This is a genomic window from Scytonema sp. HK-05 (assembly GCF_963872035.1).
Taxonomy (GTDB): domain Bacteria; phylum Cyanobacteriota; class Cyanobacteriia; order Cyanobacteriales; family Nostocaceae; genus Kalymmatonema.
Map to the genome: position 1 here is coordinate 7,085 of NZ_CAWMYC010000019.1, position 15,376 is coordinate 22,460.

The 15,376-nt window shown below is 44.2% G+C and carries 15 protein-coding genes and 1 pseudogene; 10 read left to right on the forward strand and 6 right to left on the reverse strand.

Going from position 1 to position 15,376, the window contains the following annotated elements:
* Nucleotides 1–99: 99 nt before the first annotated feature.
* From AACT52_RS04110 to AACT52_RS04120, 3 genes and pseudogenes are all read right to left on the reverse strand, one after another.
* A pseudogene (locus AACT52_RS04110) lies at nt 100–359 on the reverse strand (zinc ribbon domain-containing protein); the annotation flags it as partial.
* 13 nt (nt 360–372) lie between these two features.
* Nucleotides 373–1,845: an IS66 family transposase gene (gene tnpC, locus AACT52_RS04115; RefSeq protein ID WP_073636165.1), complete on the reverse strand. Its 1,473-nt coding sequence runs from the start codon at nt 1,843–1,845 to the stop codon at nt 373–375.
* Between the two features lie 71 nt (nt 1,846–1,916).
* Nucleotides 1,917–2,444: a phosphotransferase enzyme family protein gene (locus tag AACT52_RS04120; protein ID WP_073636166.1), complete on the reverse strand. Its 528-nt coding sequence runs from the start codon at nt 2,442–2,444 to the stop codon at nt 1,917–1,919.
* Nucleotides 2,445–2,694: 250 nt separating this feature from the next.
* On the opposite strand from AACT52_RS04120, the gene ispG reads away from it, so the two are divergent.
* Together ispG and ctpC are read left to right on the forward strand one after the other, a co-directional pair.
* On the forward strand, nt 2,695–3,921 hold the full coding sequence (gene ispG / locus AACT52_RS04125) for a (E)-4-hydroxy-3-methylbut-2-enyl-diphosphate synthase (RefSeq protein WP_073636167.1): 1,227 nt from the start codon (nt 2,695–2,697) through the stop codon (nt 3,919–3,921).
* Nucleotides 3,922–4,076: 155 nt separating this feature from the next.
* Nucleotides 4,077–5,363 carry a carboxyl-terminal processing protease CtpC gene (ctpC, locus tag AACT52_RS04130; protein WP_073636169.1) on the forward strand — a complete coding sequence of 429 codons (1,287 nt, stop codon included), beginning with the start codon at nt 4,077–4,079 and terminating at the stop codon, nt 5,361–5,363.
* 72 nt (nt 5,364–5,435) lie between these two features.
* Here ctpC and AACT52_RS04135 read toward each other — a convergent pair whose 3' ends face one another.
* A complete protein-coding gene (locus tag AACT52_RS04135; protein WP_073636170.1) occupies nt 5,436–5,624 on the reverse strand; it encodes a DDE transposase family protein in 189 nt (62 codons plus the stop codon).
* A 141-nt stretch (nt 5,625–5,765) separates the two neighbouring features.
* Here AACT52_RS04135 and AACT52_RS04140 point away from each other — a divergent pair, with 141 nt between their 5' ends.
* The 3 genes from AACT52_RS04140 (at nt 5,766) to AACT52_RS04150 (ending at nt 6,800) form a co-directional block, all read left to right on the forward strand.
* Nucleotides 5,766–6,086 carry a DUF433 domain-containing protein gene (locus AACT52_RS04140; RefSeq protein ID WP_073636171.1) on the forward strand — a complete coding sequence of 107 codons (321 nt, stop codon included), beginning with the start codon at nt 5,766–5,768 and terminating at the stop codon, nt 6,084–6,086.
* Complete coding sequence (locus AACT52_RS04145; RefSeq protein ID WP_073636172.1) at nt 6,086–6,406, forward strand: hypothetical protein; 321 nt, start codon at nt 6,086–6,088, stop codon at nt 6,404–6,406. Before AACT52_RS04140 ends, AACT52_RS04145 begins: the two co-directional genes overlap by 1 nt.
* Nucleotides 6,407–6,485: 79 nt before the next feature.
* Nucleotides 6,486–6,800, forward strand: coding sequence for a hypothetical protein (locus AACT52_RS04150; protein ID WP_073636173.1), 315 nt, complete (start codon nt 6,486–6,488; stop codon nt 6,798–6,800).
* Here AACT52_RS04150 and AACT52_RS04155 read toward each other — a convergent pair whose 3' ends face one another.
* A complete protein-coding gene (locus tag AACT52_RS04155) occupies nt 6,801–7,682 on the reverse strand; it encodes an oxidoreductase (RefSeq protein WP_073636174.1) in 882 nt (293 codons plus the stop codon).
* A 118-nt stretch (nt 7,683–7,800) separates the two neighbouring features.
* Between AACT52_RS04155 and AACT52_RS04160 the strand changes: the two genes are divergently transcribed.
* Nucleotides 7,801–8,697: a LysR substrate-binding domain-containing protein gene (locus AACT52_RS04160; RefSeq protein WP_073636175.1), complete on the forward strand. Its 897-nt coding sequence runs from the start codon at nt 7,801–7,803 to the stop codon at nt 8,695–8,697.
* Nucleotides 8,698–9,003: 306 nt separating this feature from the next.
* On the opposite strand, the gene AACT52_RS04165 is transcribed toward AACT52_RS04160, so the two are convergent.
* The gene (locus tag AACT52_RS04165) at nt 9,004–11,055 is read right to left on the reverse strand and encodes an elongation factor G (RefSeq protein ID WP_073636176.1); all 2,052 of its coding nucleotides are present in this window, start codon (nt 11,053–11,055) and stop codon (nt 9,004–9,006) included.
* A 273-nt stretch (nt 11,056–11,328) separates the two neighbouring features.
* Here AACT52_RS04165 and AACT52_RS04170 point away from each other — a divergent pair, with 273 nt between their 5' ends.
* The 4 genes from AACT52_RS04170 to AACT52_RS04185 all read left to right on the forward strand — a co-directional run bounded on the left by AACT52_RS04170 (nt 11,329) and on the right by AACT52_RS04185 (nt 15,254).
* The gene (locus AACT52_RS04170; RefSeq protein ID WP_073636177.1) at nt 11,329–12,264 is read left to right on the forward strand and encodes a tetratricopeptide repeat protein; all 936 of its coding nucleotides are present in this window, start codon (nt 11,329–11,331) and stop codon (nt 12,262–12,264) included.
* A gap of 106 nt (nt 12,265–12,370) precedes the next feature.
* Complete coding sequence (locus AACT52_RS04175) at nt 12,371–12,910, forward strand: phosphate-starvation-inducible PsiE family protein (protein ID WP_073636178.1); 540 nt, start codon at nt 12,371–12,373, stop codon at nt 12,908–12,910.
* Between the two features lie 174 nt (nt 12,911–13,084).
* Nucleotides 13,085–13,330, forward strand: a complete 246-nt coding sequence (locus AACT52_RS04180; RefSeq protein ID WP_073636179.1) for a hypothetical protein — start codon at nt 13,085–13,087, stop codon at nt 13,328–13,330.
* 517 nt (nt 13,331–13,847) lie between these two features.
* On the forward strand, nt 13,848–15,254 hold the full coding sequence (locus AACT52_RS04185; RefSeq protein ID WP_073636180.1) for a hybrid sensor histidine kinase/response regulator: 1,407 nt from the start codon (nt 13,848–13,850) through the stop codon (nt 15,252–15,254).
* Nucleotides 15,255–15,376: the final 122 nt, after the last annotated feature.

Here is a 15,376-nt window from a genome sequence, read left to right on the forward strand (position 1 = left end):
CTCCTCATCCGCGATCTGAAATATTTCATTCGCGTTCGCAGCTTTTGCTGCCACATCTATATATTTGACACTCCCCTGGCTGAACAAATTTCGCTACGCTTATTTGTTCGGAAAGCCAGGGGATTCTGCTTTCACCCTGGTTACTTGCTAAGCGCAGGTTTTCACCAACTAGAGTAGAGGTCGCCAGTCCAGCAGCTTTACATCCCGTCTGCCCGACGGTAGCTTGTTTAGCAAGATGCGCGAATATTTATCGCTGTGTTCACATCTCTTTGAAGTTGACACCCACAAGTACATTTATGGGTACGGGTTGAAAGAGATTTTTTTACAATTGCACCGCAATCTGAACACTTTTGAGATGTTAAGGATTCAGGTCTAGACTTGAGGTATTAAAGATGGCGCTTGTATATCCGAATTAACCATCGCTTTAATAGCTTGCTCAAAAAATGTAATTACGGAACGTCCTTGACGACGACAAGTTTGTACTACCGTCAATAAATTAGCAGTATCTTGAAACCGCTCCATCGAACGGGAACCTCCACTAACTTTTCTTTTAGTCACTGCAAGCCTGAGCATTCGCTCCGCCAAGTTATTATCTGGAGGTACTTCCGGGTGGTCTAGAAAATACCACCATTGATCTGTTTTGTCTCGTAGCGATCGCAAAAGCTTACCCGCTTCTCCCCCAGCTTTAGGAATCCACTCATCAATGGAGGACTTAACTTTGACTTTAAACCCGCAAGCCCAAGCGAAAAACTCGAGAATATTTTGGTTGTGTTGGAATAAACTGTAATTCTTAAATGCGTCGTCAATCAGCTTGACGAACTTTTCCCCAATACGAAGGTTGTTTAAACCTGGAAGTTTGATTAGTTTCTTAAAGTGACGGCGTAGATGGGCCAAACATTTCTGTTGAGCTTTCACCTCATAACCGTTATAAACGGAATAATCGTCTGAGCTAAGTACACCACCGTAGTTCAAGCCGAGAATCGTTTCTAGTTCTGCACGAGAGCGCGTATCTGCGGCATGAAACAAAGCAAAGTCGGTCGAAGCAAAAATCCACAACCATTCTTTTACGCCCTTAACTACCCAAGGTGTTTCATCCGAATGGATATTTGGCTGCGTTTGTTGTATCCAATCTTTAAGTGAGTTCACACTTTTCTCAACTGCGGCATCTATTCTTTCATTCGTAGCTACTAGGGTTCCGACCCCGATTTCTATCTTTGCTAGTTCCCACAACAGTTCTTGTTGTTTTTCATAGGGTAAATGCCCGTAGTTATTTATCCATCCTAAAAAAGCTTGTAGCCTTACCCCTATATCTTGTCCTGGAACTATATCTGGTGACCAATCGGACGTTTGTACATTTCCACAATGCCCACACACACAAGTATGACGGTGGTACTCAACGATTTCTATTGGGCGTTCTACTAACTGTGCTACTTGCTGCCTCTCGATTTTGATTGGCTCTTTTATAAATCCTGTACTACCACAACAAAAACAAAACTCTGGACGTAAAGTTTCAAATCGGTCAACTCTTCCAAACCCTTTACGAGTTTTTCCCGGATGCCCTGGTTGTCCTCCTGGTTTCCGTTTTGGAGTCTCGCTATCTCTATCTTCCACCTGTTGTTTGTTTTCTGATTTTTTTAGGATATCCCCAGATGGTGGCTTTGATGATGATTTACTATCTAAATCTCTACTAACTTTTAGTTTTTGTACTTCTTGCTCTAGTTGCAAAATTCTCTTGTTTAATCTCTCTGTGGCGATCGCCTGTTCGATAATGATCTCCACCAGTTGTTTCGGAGCTAACTGGAGAAGAGTTTCACGCTCTAGTTTTACAGGCAGGTTTTTTTCCATAATTGTGATACTCCGCCTCAGATGTCACACTTGTCAATACCCCCTGACCTGAATCCTTACATATCGCTTTCTCAGTGTTGGTATAGAGGTGTAATTGCTTGTATTGACCAATCTAGCAAGTAATCGCTATTCAAAGCAGGGCGAGTAAAATGACTTTTGAACTCGTCTAGTGTCTGGTGAATTTTTGCCAGTGCTTCTCCTAAACGATAGCTTTTTATGCCATCAAGATTTTCATTGACTGCACGTCCTGGTGCATAGGAAAAAACAGCCACGTAACGTGTTCCTTCTGGTGCTGCAATTTCTGTTGTCAAACCACCGTCGTTTCTGGAAATCGGGTATGCAACTGGCTGCTTTTGCTTCTGTAGAAACGCTAACACTTCCAGCTCAAAATCAATTTCTTGTTTATTTCTCCACCCACGCCGATAAACTCGCAGAATATATCTCTGTTGCTCAGTTTCTACCAAATACGTATCGTTGAGTCCTCGTTTGTATAGTTTGCAGCTACGGACTTTCCTGATAGGATAGTGGCGTAGTACGGTGTCAATTAAAGCCACACCATCAGGAATAGAATGAATGACACGAATTAATAATTGGCTCATAAAATCATTGGTGCTACTGATAAAATTTATTACTTATAGCAATTTCAGATTTTGGATTTTGGATTTTTAGAGGAATCATTAGTTATTTTTACTTATTTATCGACTTACCCTCTCCCCCACTCACCCTCTCCCTTTTTTGCTCGTCTTTTTTTCCAAATTCATCACTCAAATTTGCACCACCTGTGGCAATCTGGGAAACAGAATGTTTTCAAAGTTGATATCTTCGCTACAAAAAATTACCTAACAGGTTATGCAAACCCTGCCTACGCTTACAACTTCTAATACCGCATTTAGTCAACCCACCTTCGACACGACTATCAAGCGGCGCAAAACCCGTCCAGTCAAAGTTGGTGATGTCACCATTGGGGGCGGTTACCCTGTGGTCGTCCAGTCTATGATTAACGAAGACACCTTGGACATTGATGGTTCCGTAGCAGCGATTCGTCGTCTGCATGAAATTGGCTGCGAAATCGTCCGTGTTACCGTACCTAGTATGGCTCATGCTAAAGCGTTGGCAGAAATTAAACAAAAATTAATTAAAGCCTACAAGGATGTGCCAATTGTTGCGGATGTGCATCATAATGGCATGAAAATCGCTTTGGAAGTCGCCAAACATATAGAGAAAGTGCGGATTAATCCGGGTTTATACGTGTTTGAAAAGCCAAACTCTGGCAGAACCGAATACACTCAAGCAGAATTTGAGGAAATAGGGGAAAAAATCCGCGAAACTTTAGCTCCCTTAGTGGTTTCCTTGCGTGATCAAGGTAAAGCTATGCGAATCGGGGTAAATCACGGTTCCCTTGCGGAAAGGATGCTGTTCACCTACGGTGACACTCCAGAAGGAATGGTAGAATCTGCCTTGGAATTCATTCGCATCTGTGAATCCCTAGACTTCCGTAATATTGTCATCTCCATGAAAGCGTCACGGGTTCCGGTGATGGTAGCTGCTTATCGCCTAATGGCAAAGCGGATGGATGAACTAGGTATGGATTATCCCTTACACTTAGGTGTTACAGAAGCAGGTGATGGCGAGTACGGACGGATTAAATCCACTGCCGGTATTGCCACTCTCTTAGCTGATGGAATTGGCGATACAATTCGCGTGTCGCTTACGGAAGCACCAGAGAAAGAAATTCCCGTATGCTACAGTATCCTGCAAGCTTTGGGATTGCGCAAAACAATGGTGGAGTACGTCGCGTGTCCTTCCTGCGGACGTACATTGTTTAACCTAGAAGAAGTCCTGCACAAAGTCCGTGAAGCTACCAAACATCTGACAGGGCTTGACATAGCAGTTATGGGTTGCATTGTCAATGGACCAGGAGAAATGGCTGATGCCGATTATGGTTACGTTGGAAAAACTCCTGGATATATTTCTCTCTACCGTGGGAGAGAAGAAATTAAAAAAGTTTCAGAAGAAAAAGGAGTAGAAGAGTTGATTAACTTAATTAAGGCAGATGGGCGTTGGGTAGATCCATAAAATTTTCGACAAGTTTTGTACCGACGGTTCCGATATCGCCGGACGACAAAGGCTTTTAATGAAATAAAAAAATAATGCTCAGTCTGTACATTAAAACCCTGTGTTAGATTGAGCATACTAACTATAAAACTTTCCGTAGACGCGCAGCTGTCATTATGGTGATTACAAGAAGTGGGCTTGTTTTGGTGGGTGCAACAGCGGTGACACTGACAACGATCGCAGTCACCAGCCTGGGAATTCACTCGCAAGGACAGGCTTTATTTAAAGAAAGTCCTAAGGATTTAGTAGATGAAGTTTGGCAAATTATTAACCGCCAATATGTAGATGGTACTTTTAATAAGCTTGATTGGGTCGCTGTTCGTAAAGAGTACCTAAACAAGTCCTACAGCAACAAACAGGAAGCTTATAAGTCCATACGGGAAATGCTGAAGAAGCTAGATGACCCATACACCCGGTTTATGGACCCAGAGGAGTTCAAAAGTCTGCAAGTGGATACCTCTGGAGAACTGACAGGTATTGGTATCCAGATGGGTCTAGATGAGAAAACGAAAAAGCTGACTGTGATTGCGCCAATTGAGGATACACCTGCTGCGAAAGCTGGACTTCTCGCGAAGGACATTATAACCAAAATCAACGGAAAAAGCACCGAGGGCATGGATACCAATCAGGCAGTATCCTTGATCCGAGGTGAACCAGGAACGATGGTCAATTTGACTATTCAGCGCAGCGGTCAAGAAAAAGAATTCAAAATTACAAGAGCAAAAATTGAAATTCATCCAGTAGAGTATTCCCAAAGGCAAACTCCAGCAGGGAATGTTGGCTACATTCGCTTGAAACAGTTCAGCGCTAACGCCGGCAAGGAAATGCAACAAGCACTGAGAAATTTGGAGAATAAGCAGGTTGCTGGTTATGTTCTCGATTTACGGAACAATCCGGGGGGCTTGCTCTTCTCTAGCGTGGAAATTGCCCGGATGTGGATGAATAACGGCACAATTGTCTCCACTAAAGACCGTCAAGGAGAAGTGGAACGGGAAACAGCAAACGGACGTGCTTTAACTAATAAGCCGCTCGTGGTATTGGTGGATAAAGGTTCAGCCAGTGCTAGTGAAATCCTCTCAGGAGCCTTGCAGGACAATAAGCGTGCTGTTTTAATCGGTAGTCAAACCTTTGGCAAAGGCTTGGTGCAATCAGTGCGTCCCCTAGATGACGGTTCAGGATTAGCAGTGACAATTGCTAAATACTATACTCCTAATAATCGGGATATCAATAAGCATGGGATTGATCCAGATGTCAAGGTGGAATTGACAGATGCCCAGCGACAAGCATTGTGGCTCAAAGAACGTGACAAAATCGGCACACTAGCAGACCCCCAATTTGCTAAAGCGGCGGAAGTGTTAGGCAAGGAAATTGCACAAAGAGGCAATAATAGGGCAGAAAAATGAAGATGGAAGAGGGAAGAAAGAAAACAGAAGACGAAAATTATTCTTCGTTCTTCCTTGTTATTTCTTCTTTCTTCATACTGGTTGACATTTGCCAGACCTAATCAGTCCTACGCGACGGGCGATCGCTTCACCTTGGGAAGTGAAAGGTCCCCACTGTTCTATAATTTCTGGATTATCATCTCCAGTCGCTTCGTTGCTGGAGACTATTTCGCAATTGCCAGCAGTGCGCTTGACAATATACCAAGTTTGTGTATTGCTCATGCGTTGTATCAAAATCTGTTTTGCATTGAGGCAATTTTACGGCTTTAGGGTGCAGCGTAGCTCTTCCACTCAGAAATCACCACAACGAATCCGTGGCAGCTACCCTATACTCAAAATAGCTATCAATAGTTATCCAATTCTATGACGGCAATATCAGTCATTCACAAGCAGTATGTTGAGTGGCGAGAAAACGGTTACTGGATTATAGGAAGCCGTGTTTCTCTAGACTCGGTCGTTTATGCTTTCTTGAATGGCACGTCACCTGAAGGTATTGTTCAGAGTTTTCCAGTATTAACGCTTGAACAAGTTTACGGAGTGATCGCATTTTACTTGGCAAATAGGGAAGCGATTGATGCTTATTTGAAAGAAGGCAAGGCTGAATTTGAGAAACTGCGTCAAGCAGCGCGTGAACAGAATGCAGCATTGTATGAGAAGTTGGCTGCTGCAAAAGAACAACAGTAATGACGACAATTCGGTTTCAAGCTGATGGTGACTTCAACCAAAATATCGTCACAGGTGTTTTGAGACGTGAATCAACGATAGATTTTCAAACAGCTTTGGTAGCAGATTTGGAAGGCTTACAAGATAGACAGGTGTTACAACTTGCCGCAAAACAAGGGTGGACTGGCTCTATCTATCTTCCGAACCGTTGGGGCGATGGCGGAGCGCGCCCTATGCCCCAACCAAGCGGAGCGACTTTGCCCCTACTTGCATCAGGGGGAGGGCAGTTTCCCAAACTGCCCTCCGGGCATATACGGGCGATCGCGCCGGCGTTGAGTTGAAAGTCTCTTTAGACTTGCATATAACTGTAGGTTGGGGAGCCAGCGCTGCAGGAGGGTTTCCCTCCTGCAGCGCTGGCGTTTGAGTCAAACGAAACCCAACAAAATCCAGCACTCGTTGGGTTTTACGCCGTTCAAACGCCACTTTGACGCCAGTTTGCACACTCAAGGGAACCTCCCTATGCCTACGGCACGCCAAGGGCGAACGGGTTCGGCAGTTCCTCTTTGGGGAAACCACCAAGACCGGACTGCCTCACCGCAACGCACTGGCTCCTCAAGTCGAGCCACTGCCTTGCGGGGGTTCCCCCCGTTGTGGCAAGTGGCGTGGGAAACCCGGACTGTGCAAGTGGCTCCCCAACCTACGATTCTGTGCGCCTTCAAAGAGAACTGGTATTAGCTACCCAACTATTACCTCACTGTTACTATCTGTATAATCCGTACTTACAGTCACCTGCTGCCAAGCATCCAAATCCGTTTTGACCCATTCCAGTTTTTCCTGAATCAGGCTCATGGCATCCGTGCCTAATGCCAGTCGCATCGGTGGATGAGGACTTTCTACAGCTTGAATGATGGCTTGCGCCGATGCGGCTGGATTGCCAGGTTGCTGACCATCCATATCTTTGAACCACTGCAACGAGGCACCGCTCACGGTCGCATAGGCATCAATGGATTGTTCGGCTGCTCTTAGAGAGCGTCCGTTGAAGTCTGTGCGAAATGCTCCAGGTTCAATTAAAGTCACTTTAATTCCAAAAGATTCAACCTCCTTAGCCAGGGCTTCAGACGTGCCTTCCAAAGCAAATTTAGTGCCACAGTAGATGCTGCTTCCACCAAATCCCACTAATCCTGCTGTGGATGACATATTTACAATGTGACCGCTGCCTTGCTGACGCATCAAAGGCAAGACAGCTCGCATTAGACGGAGTGCCCCAAAGAAGTTTGTTTCAAACTGTTGGCGAATATCGGTCTCATTGACTTCTTCGAGTGCTCCAATGAGTCCATAGCCAGCATTGTTGACTAGCACATCAATTCGACCAAATGTAGCGATCGCTGTATCAACGGCTGCTTGTATGTCTTGGGACAATGTTACATCCAGACGTACAGCCTTTGCAGTCTCCCGATAGTGCTCAATCAAAGCGCGAAGTTGCTCTGGTTCGCGAGCAGTAGCCAGCACTTCGTCGCCCTTCTTCAACACAGCTTCTGCTAGGGCACGTCCGAACCCTGTTGAACATCCTGTAATCAACCAAACTTTAGGAGCAACACGATTTTTGTCTCTTGTCATTTGTTTTCTCCAATACAAAAGCGATGAGACGCGCCTCATATTTCTTACGATAGGAGACAGTCATGTGACTGTCCAATATATATTTGACTAAGATTAATAGGTTAGAGATATAAATGTGATGGAACTACGGCACCTGCACTACTTCATCGCCGTGGCTGAGGAGCTGCATTTTAGCCGAGCAGCCCAGCGGTTGTGCATTTCCCAACCCCCGCTCAGTCAGCAGATTCGTGATTTGGAAGATGAACTAGGAGTCAAGCTATTTGAACGAACGAAGCGGCAAGTGCATCTGACTGAAGCAGGCAAAGTGTTTTTAGAGCGCTCCTATGGAGTGTTAGCGCAACTCGAACAGGCTATCATTGTGACACAACAGATCGGGCGGGGTGAGGTTGGACGGTTGGCGATCGGCTTTGTTGACTCTGCAATGTATACGTTACTACCAGAGATTGTAAGGGTATTTCGAGAACAGTTTCCGGCGGTAGAACTGCGATTGCATGAACTGACGACGCAACAGCAAATTCAAGCCCTGCATCACAAACAGGTTGATGTCGGCATTGTTCGTTCTGCCATCATCGAGCCAGGTTTGAGTGTGGAGTGCTTTTTGCCAGAATCATTGGTCTTGGCGTTGCCAGAAACCCATCCGTTGTCTGCCCAGACTCAAGTGTCACTCTCCACATTGGCTTCGGAATTATTTATCCTATTTCCTGCCAAAATGGGACCCGTCTTTTACGAGCAGATTATTAACATTTGTCAACAAGCTGGATTTCGTCCCAAGGTGGCTCAAGAGGCAGTTCAGATGCAGACGATCATCGGCTTAGTTGCAGCAGGACTGGGCATTGCTTTCGTTCCTGCCTCCTTGCAAAACTTCCACAGAAGCGGAGTCATTTACAGACCTTTACAAGAGCAGATACCTAAAATCGGACTTTATCTGGCTTGGCGGCAGCATGATTCCTCTCCAGTAATAAGCGCATTTCTCAGCTTGGCACGGAAGACGACATGGCGGGGAGTCAAATCGTGACGATACCTGAGCAGTTAGGGATCAATCACTTCACCGGAGGAGCCTCCAAGTAATGTCGAGAGCAGTAACCTGAAGCAGCCTAACTGTTTATTATGCGGAAACTTTCTATAGCAATCCTAAATCATTTGTAAAAAATCACAGGTGTTGATACTCTGAACAGAGATAGTACTGATAAGGTGCATGGTGGTACTTACTAATAACCAAGAACAAAGCCCAAGTGTTACGCCTGGGCTTTATCATTACCACAATTAGGAACTGTGGAAAATTCAGTCGATTTTAAATTTATCCCAAATCTAAAATCCAAAATTACTTGTTACCGTTGCCGTTACCACCATTACCATTACCAGAGGTGCGGATACGATCAGCAATTCTATCAGGAACTTCCTGAAGATGGTCGTATTCCCAATGGAAGGAACCAACGCCAAGAGTGAGCGATCGCAATTCTACGATAAAGTTTTGCATTTCTGCTTGCGGCAGATAAGCGCTGACACTGTCCCATCCTTGCCAGTCGTGTATACCTTCATAACCCAAAATCTGCCCTCGCCTGCCAGTCACAAGTTGTAGCACTTTGGCAGTAAATTCGCTTGGAGTCGAGACTTGCACACGGATAATCGGTTCTAGCAATGTGGGTTCACACTTGGGTATTCCCGTTTGCATAGCAAGACGCGCTGCTTGCTTAAATGCTTGTTCGGAACTATCAACAGTGTGATAAGAACCATTTGTTAGAGTTACCGCCACATCCACTACAGGGAAACCCAATGGACCATGTGAGAGAAACTCCCGCACGCCTATTTCCACACCTGGAATGTACTGCTTGGGAACCACACCACCGACAATAGTTTCTTTGAAGTTAAAGCCTTCGCCACGTGGTAATGGTTTGATGTCGAGATAAACATCGCCAAACTGCCCGTGACCGCCACTTTGGTGTTTGTAGCGCCCGTGAATTGATGACGCTGGCTTACGAATAGTTTCTTTGTAAGGCACTTGTGGTAAGTGGGTTGTCATTGGCAGATTGTATTTACGGCGCAGGCGGTCGAGTGCGACTTGCAGATGAATCTCGCCTTGACCCCAAAGGATAACTTCGTGAGTATCGCCGTGTTGTTCCCAAGCAAGAGAGCAGTCTTCTTCCAACAGCTTAGTAATAGCACTGCTGAGCTTAACTTCATCGTTGCGCTTTTCGGGAGTAATCGCTAGGGCATAAACTGGTTCTAGCTGCTCAGCTTTGGGTAATGCTGTCGTCAACTGCTCACAAGAAAGAGTCTCTCCAGTTTTGATATTTTCTAAACGACTGACAGCAACGATTTCACCAGGATAAGCTTCATTAATTTGCTGCTGTTGTTGTCCCATGAGGCGGTAAAGACCACCAGCGCGAACGCCATTCAGAACAATACCGTCTGTTAACTTACCCCGCCAAACTCGCACAAGAGAGAGTTTGCCACCTTGGGGAGTGTAATAAGTTTTTAGTACCTGCGCCACAGGAGAATCGCCGCCTTTAGCCTTTAAGCGACGTTCTGCCATAATTTCTGGTTCTGGGGCTTCCCTAAGTAAAGCTTCCAAGAGGGGGCGTACGCCATAATCTTGTTCAGCGACTCCAAAGAAAACGGGTACGACCAAATCTGCCCCTAATTCCAGCTTCAAATCTGTGAGGATTTCTTCTTGGGGTGGTTCGATGTCTTCTAAAAGTTCTTCTAATAAATGGTCGTCAAAGTTTGCCAAAGTTTCGAGCATTTCTGCCCGTGCTATATGTTCTTCTTCTTTGAGTTCTTCAGGGAAGGGGATGGGGTCAGCAGGACCACCTGCATGGTACTTGTATGCTTGCTCGCTTACCAAATCGATAAAGCCAATCAGCTGTTCCGCTTGAATGATGGGATATTGATGCGCTACCAAGGGACGGCTGGAAACGGCTTTCAGGGCGTGCAGTGTGTCTAGGACATTGATATTAGCCCGATCCATTTTATTGACGAACACGAGGTGGGGAATTTCCCAGTCGTCAAGGAATTTAAATAAAGGAGCAAGGGTGAGAACTCGGTCTGTTATGGGTTCGCAAACTACAATTGCCGCATCCACTCCCATTAGGGCGTTGTAAGTTTCTTGGGCAAATTCCACACTTCCAGGACAATCAATAAATGTGAAGCCAGTGTCATTATACTCAGTGCTAGCGGCACTCACTTCTACACTCATATGGCGATCGCGCGATTCCGCAGCACTATCTCCTACTGTGTTGCCATCCTTAACGCTGCCTTTGCGAGTAATCGCTCCTGTAACGAATAGCAAACTTTCCATTAATGTGGTTTTGCCACTTAAATATGGACCGACAATTGCCACATTCCGCGAACCCGATTTGACTTTTTCGTTCATACAACCTCCTTAGCGGCTTACCACGTTTCGCCGCGTTATCCTAAGTTATTGAGGATTTAACATTGATGATTGAAAAGATTATCCTGTCTTTAACTTGAGATTATCTCTCCTTTAATATAGGTAATGAAAAATCGTATTTTCTCGTAATATTTACCACAGTAAAATTTAAGAATCACAAACTTTACTATATAAAACTAAACTTATGTGAATATATTCCGCTCTCACACAAACTTTGTAAAGTAAATGTAACTCAAATTCCAACACAAGAAAACAATGCGAGTTCCTCTTTATAAATATCGCCTCCCAGCTTTGGTGGGTTTAATACTAGTGGCACAAAGCTTTCTGTCCCCATCTTCCCCAGCCACTCCATCTCCTCGTGCTCCCCACCTCCTCCGACTAGCGCAATACGTTGATAGCAGCGCTCAAGACTACTTGACTCAAGGGTTGCAGGCAATTCAGGTAGCGAGAGTACAAGATGCGATCGCCTTATTTCGCAAAGCCACAGAACTTGATCCCAAGTTAGCGGCAGCACACTACAATTTGGGACTAGCACTGCGACAAATAGGACAATTACAACCTGCGGCAGATGCATTTTACAAAGCAACGCAAGCTGATCCCCAATTTGCTCTGGCTTATGCGAATTTGGGCGGTTCGCTGTTGGAAGGAAGCAATTGGCAGCAAGCGAACGATTACTTGCAACGAGCAATAGAACTTGATCCCAAACTGGGAGTTGCTTACTATAACCTGGGGTTGCTGCGCGAGCAACAACGAGATTGGGACAGAGCGATCGCATCCTTTAAAAAAGCAATGGATCTGAGCAAAAATGCACCAGAGCCTGCTTATCATATGGGCATATGTTATTTACAACAAGGAAAAAACGATAAAGCAAAAGATGCTTTTCGCAAGGCAGTCAAAATCAATCCCAAATATTCAGAAGCTCACTACAATCTCGGGACACTTTTGTTTAGCCAAGGTAAGTTAAAAGAGGCATTAGAAGCTTTTAGAAAATCGGCAGAAGCAAATACAAATAACGCCAATGCTTATTATGGAGCCGGGTTGGCTTTTATACAATTAAGGCAATATCCAGAGGCGGCACAAGTCTTGCAGTATGCCAGAGATTTATACAACGCTCAGCGTAATTTCCAATGGGCAAACAATGCCGCACAATTATTACAACAGGCGCAAAACTTAAATTATCAGTCTCGTTAAAGCGTAATTGCAGCACAATAAATAAAGCATAATCGCGGCACAATAAAAGTGTCAGACAGACTGGCTGGTGTGGTTTAAAGTTCTCCCGGTTGGAATCAAAATAATCATGAAAAAGCGCCTCAAAAGCCAATTCTTGTTCTGCGATCGCTGGCTGGATCGGCATTCGATTGTTCGCAATATGGAAGCTTTCCAAGACCTAATTGTGATTATCCTGTGCCTAGGTCTATTTGCTGTCATGCTTATCCAGTTAGGCGGGCTATTTATAGCCCTTACACAGTCACTGGATTATAAACTCGTGACTGCCAAGATATTATTTATCTTGATTTTGGTCGAGTTATTCCGTCTGCTTATGGTTTACTTACAAGAACACAGCATCTCTGTAGGAGTGGCAGTAGAGGTCACAATTGTATCTGTACTGCGAGAAGTGGTGGTTCATGGAGCGTTGGAAATTTCTTGGATTCAGGTTGCATCAATTTGTGGCTTATTGTTTATATTGGGCGGGTTACTGCTAGTGTGTGCCAAAACACCCCACATGGATTGCATAAGCGCTAATACTCAATTTTGTCCTGTTAAGCACGGTGAGATTAGACAACATGAAATTGAGCGTGAATTCAAGCATTCACATCGCTGTGAGGAGATAGCTTGAATAGTAGAGTTGTCTTCAGCTTCTTATCTCGTTCTCAAGTGGAACCTGGGAATTTAACCTTTTAGGTTAATACTTTATCTACCGATTACGTATCCTCGCATACTCTTTTAGGAAGATGAATACCTCTTGTAGGACAAGTAGAAGTGAATAAGAAACCTAAAGGAGGGTAAATCTATGGTTCAAACCGCAGGAAACGCTCAAACTCAAAATCCCATTAGCAACCTGGAGTATGACTTTCTCACCGTGTTGCACAACAAAGCTGAAGCCATTAAAGCTTATGAGACTTACATCAATGATGCACAGCAAGCTGGTTCTCAGCCTTGTGTAGAACTGTTCCAAAAATTGCTGCAGTCTGATATTGAGCAAGCGCAGGAAATCCGTCATCACCTTCAGCAAGTCTTGCAGCACGGTAAGATGTAACCCTAGTTATAACGTAGCCTTGAGATAGATTTTGCACTCTTTCCTGACAGGCTACACCAACAAAGCCCCTTCGGTATGTCCTCCGGACACGCTACTAATTGCCCTAGTTGCCTCGGTTGGGAAACCTGCTGTGCTGTACTAGTCTCACCACCTAGGCGGGTTAAAAAATTCAGGGGTAAAAAACCAGATTTGCTATTCTCTCGTTCCCAGGTTCCACTTGGGAACGAATTTTCAGTGTGCCACTGAAAAGCATTTATACAGGATAATTTTATAACAATAATGTTTATTAAAGAGTTACTAAAGCTTTAAAATAATTTGTGCAAATCCCGCTACAAACACTTCATCCTACCTGTCGTAATGTTGTAATATATCATTTTGATTGAGCGGTTTTTCTTATTAAGTATGCCTAAATTTTGAGAGCGCTTTCATATAATTAATAATACATTAAATTAGCAAAAAAACACTAACTTCTAAACCAGGGGGTTGATGATCATCCCCCTGGAAAATCATCTAAGTTATGATGTGCAACCCTCCAGAATCAGACCCATACGCCGATATTCTCATTGTTGATGATGAGCCAAATAACTTGCGAGTTTTATCTACACTTGTTCGGTCTTACGGGTATCAGGTTAGACAAGCTATTAGTGGAAACGTAGCCCTTAGAGCTGTGCAAGCACAACCACCAGATTTAATACTGCTGGATATTATGATGCCGGAAATTGATGGTTATCAGGTTTGTCAGCAGTTGAAACTCGATCCTAAAACTCGCGATATACCCATCATTTTTTTGAGTGCGTTGGTTCGAGGGGTAGACAAGGCGAAAGCTTTTCAAGTGGGGGGAGCAGACTATGTCACCAAGCCGTTTCAAGTTGAAGAAATTTTAGCAAGAATCAAATATCAACTGACAATTCGCACCCTGCAAACTCAGCTTCAGCAGAAAAATCACGAACTCAGTCAGCAGAATCACCAGCTAAAAACAGAAATCAACATTCGTCAGCAAACTGAAGCTGAACTGCGGCGTTCACAAACCCAATTACAAGCTGGAAAAGAGCAACTCCAGCAGGTTATTGATAACCTCAAGCGTACTCAAGCGCAGCTTGTGCAAAGCGAAAAGATGTCTAGTTTGGGACAGATGGCGGCTGGGGTAGCTCACGAGATTAATAATCCCATTAGCTTTATATACGGCAATCTTGATTACGCTTCCCAGTATATGCAAGCTTTGATGGATGTTGTAAAACTATATACTAAACATTATCCTCAGCCTCATGTAGAAATTTTACAGGCAATACAAGCCAATGAACTCGATTTTGTCGTTGAGGATTTTCCAAAAGTACTGGCGTCGATGAAAGAGGGCGCAGAGAGAATTCGAGACATTGTGCTGTCAATGCGCTATTTTTCTGGTTCCGACCAAGCTTATGCAAAGCCTGCTGATATTCACAAAGGACTTGATAACACCTTGATAATTTTACAAAACCGTCTGAAAGCCCAAAAAAATCAAGCAGCAATTGAGGTCAAGCGAGAATACGGAAAAATTCCCTTGGTGAATTGTTATTCAGGGCAAATCAATCAAGTTTTTATGAATCTTTTGTCTAATGCAATAGCTGCTTTAGAGGAAAAGCAAAATGAAGGCACTTTTAAACCAACTATAAAAATTAGTACAAAACTTACTCATAACAGCAAAGAATCCCAAGACAAAAATTCAAAATGGGTTGAGATTCGTATAACTGACAATGGCACTGGTATCCCCTACCAACTTCAAAACCGTATCTTTGACCCCTTTTTTACCACAAAGCCTGTGGGCAAAGGTACTGGATTGGGCTTATCAATCTGTCACTCCATCATCGTCGAGCAACATCGCGGTCAATTACTTTGTCGTTCAGAACCTGGACATGGAACAGAATTACTTATTAGACTTCCAGTTTGACGCTCCGCTGGCTGTTAAAATTTCGCTACCCTAATTTTAACTAAAAGGCAAGGGCAAGCTAACAATTTTCATCAAAACCTCCGAGATACCCCGTCCGTCTATACGGCGCTTAGGGATAGGAG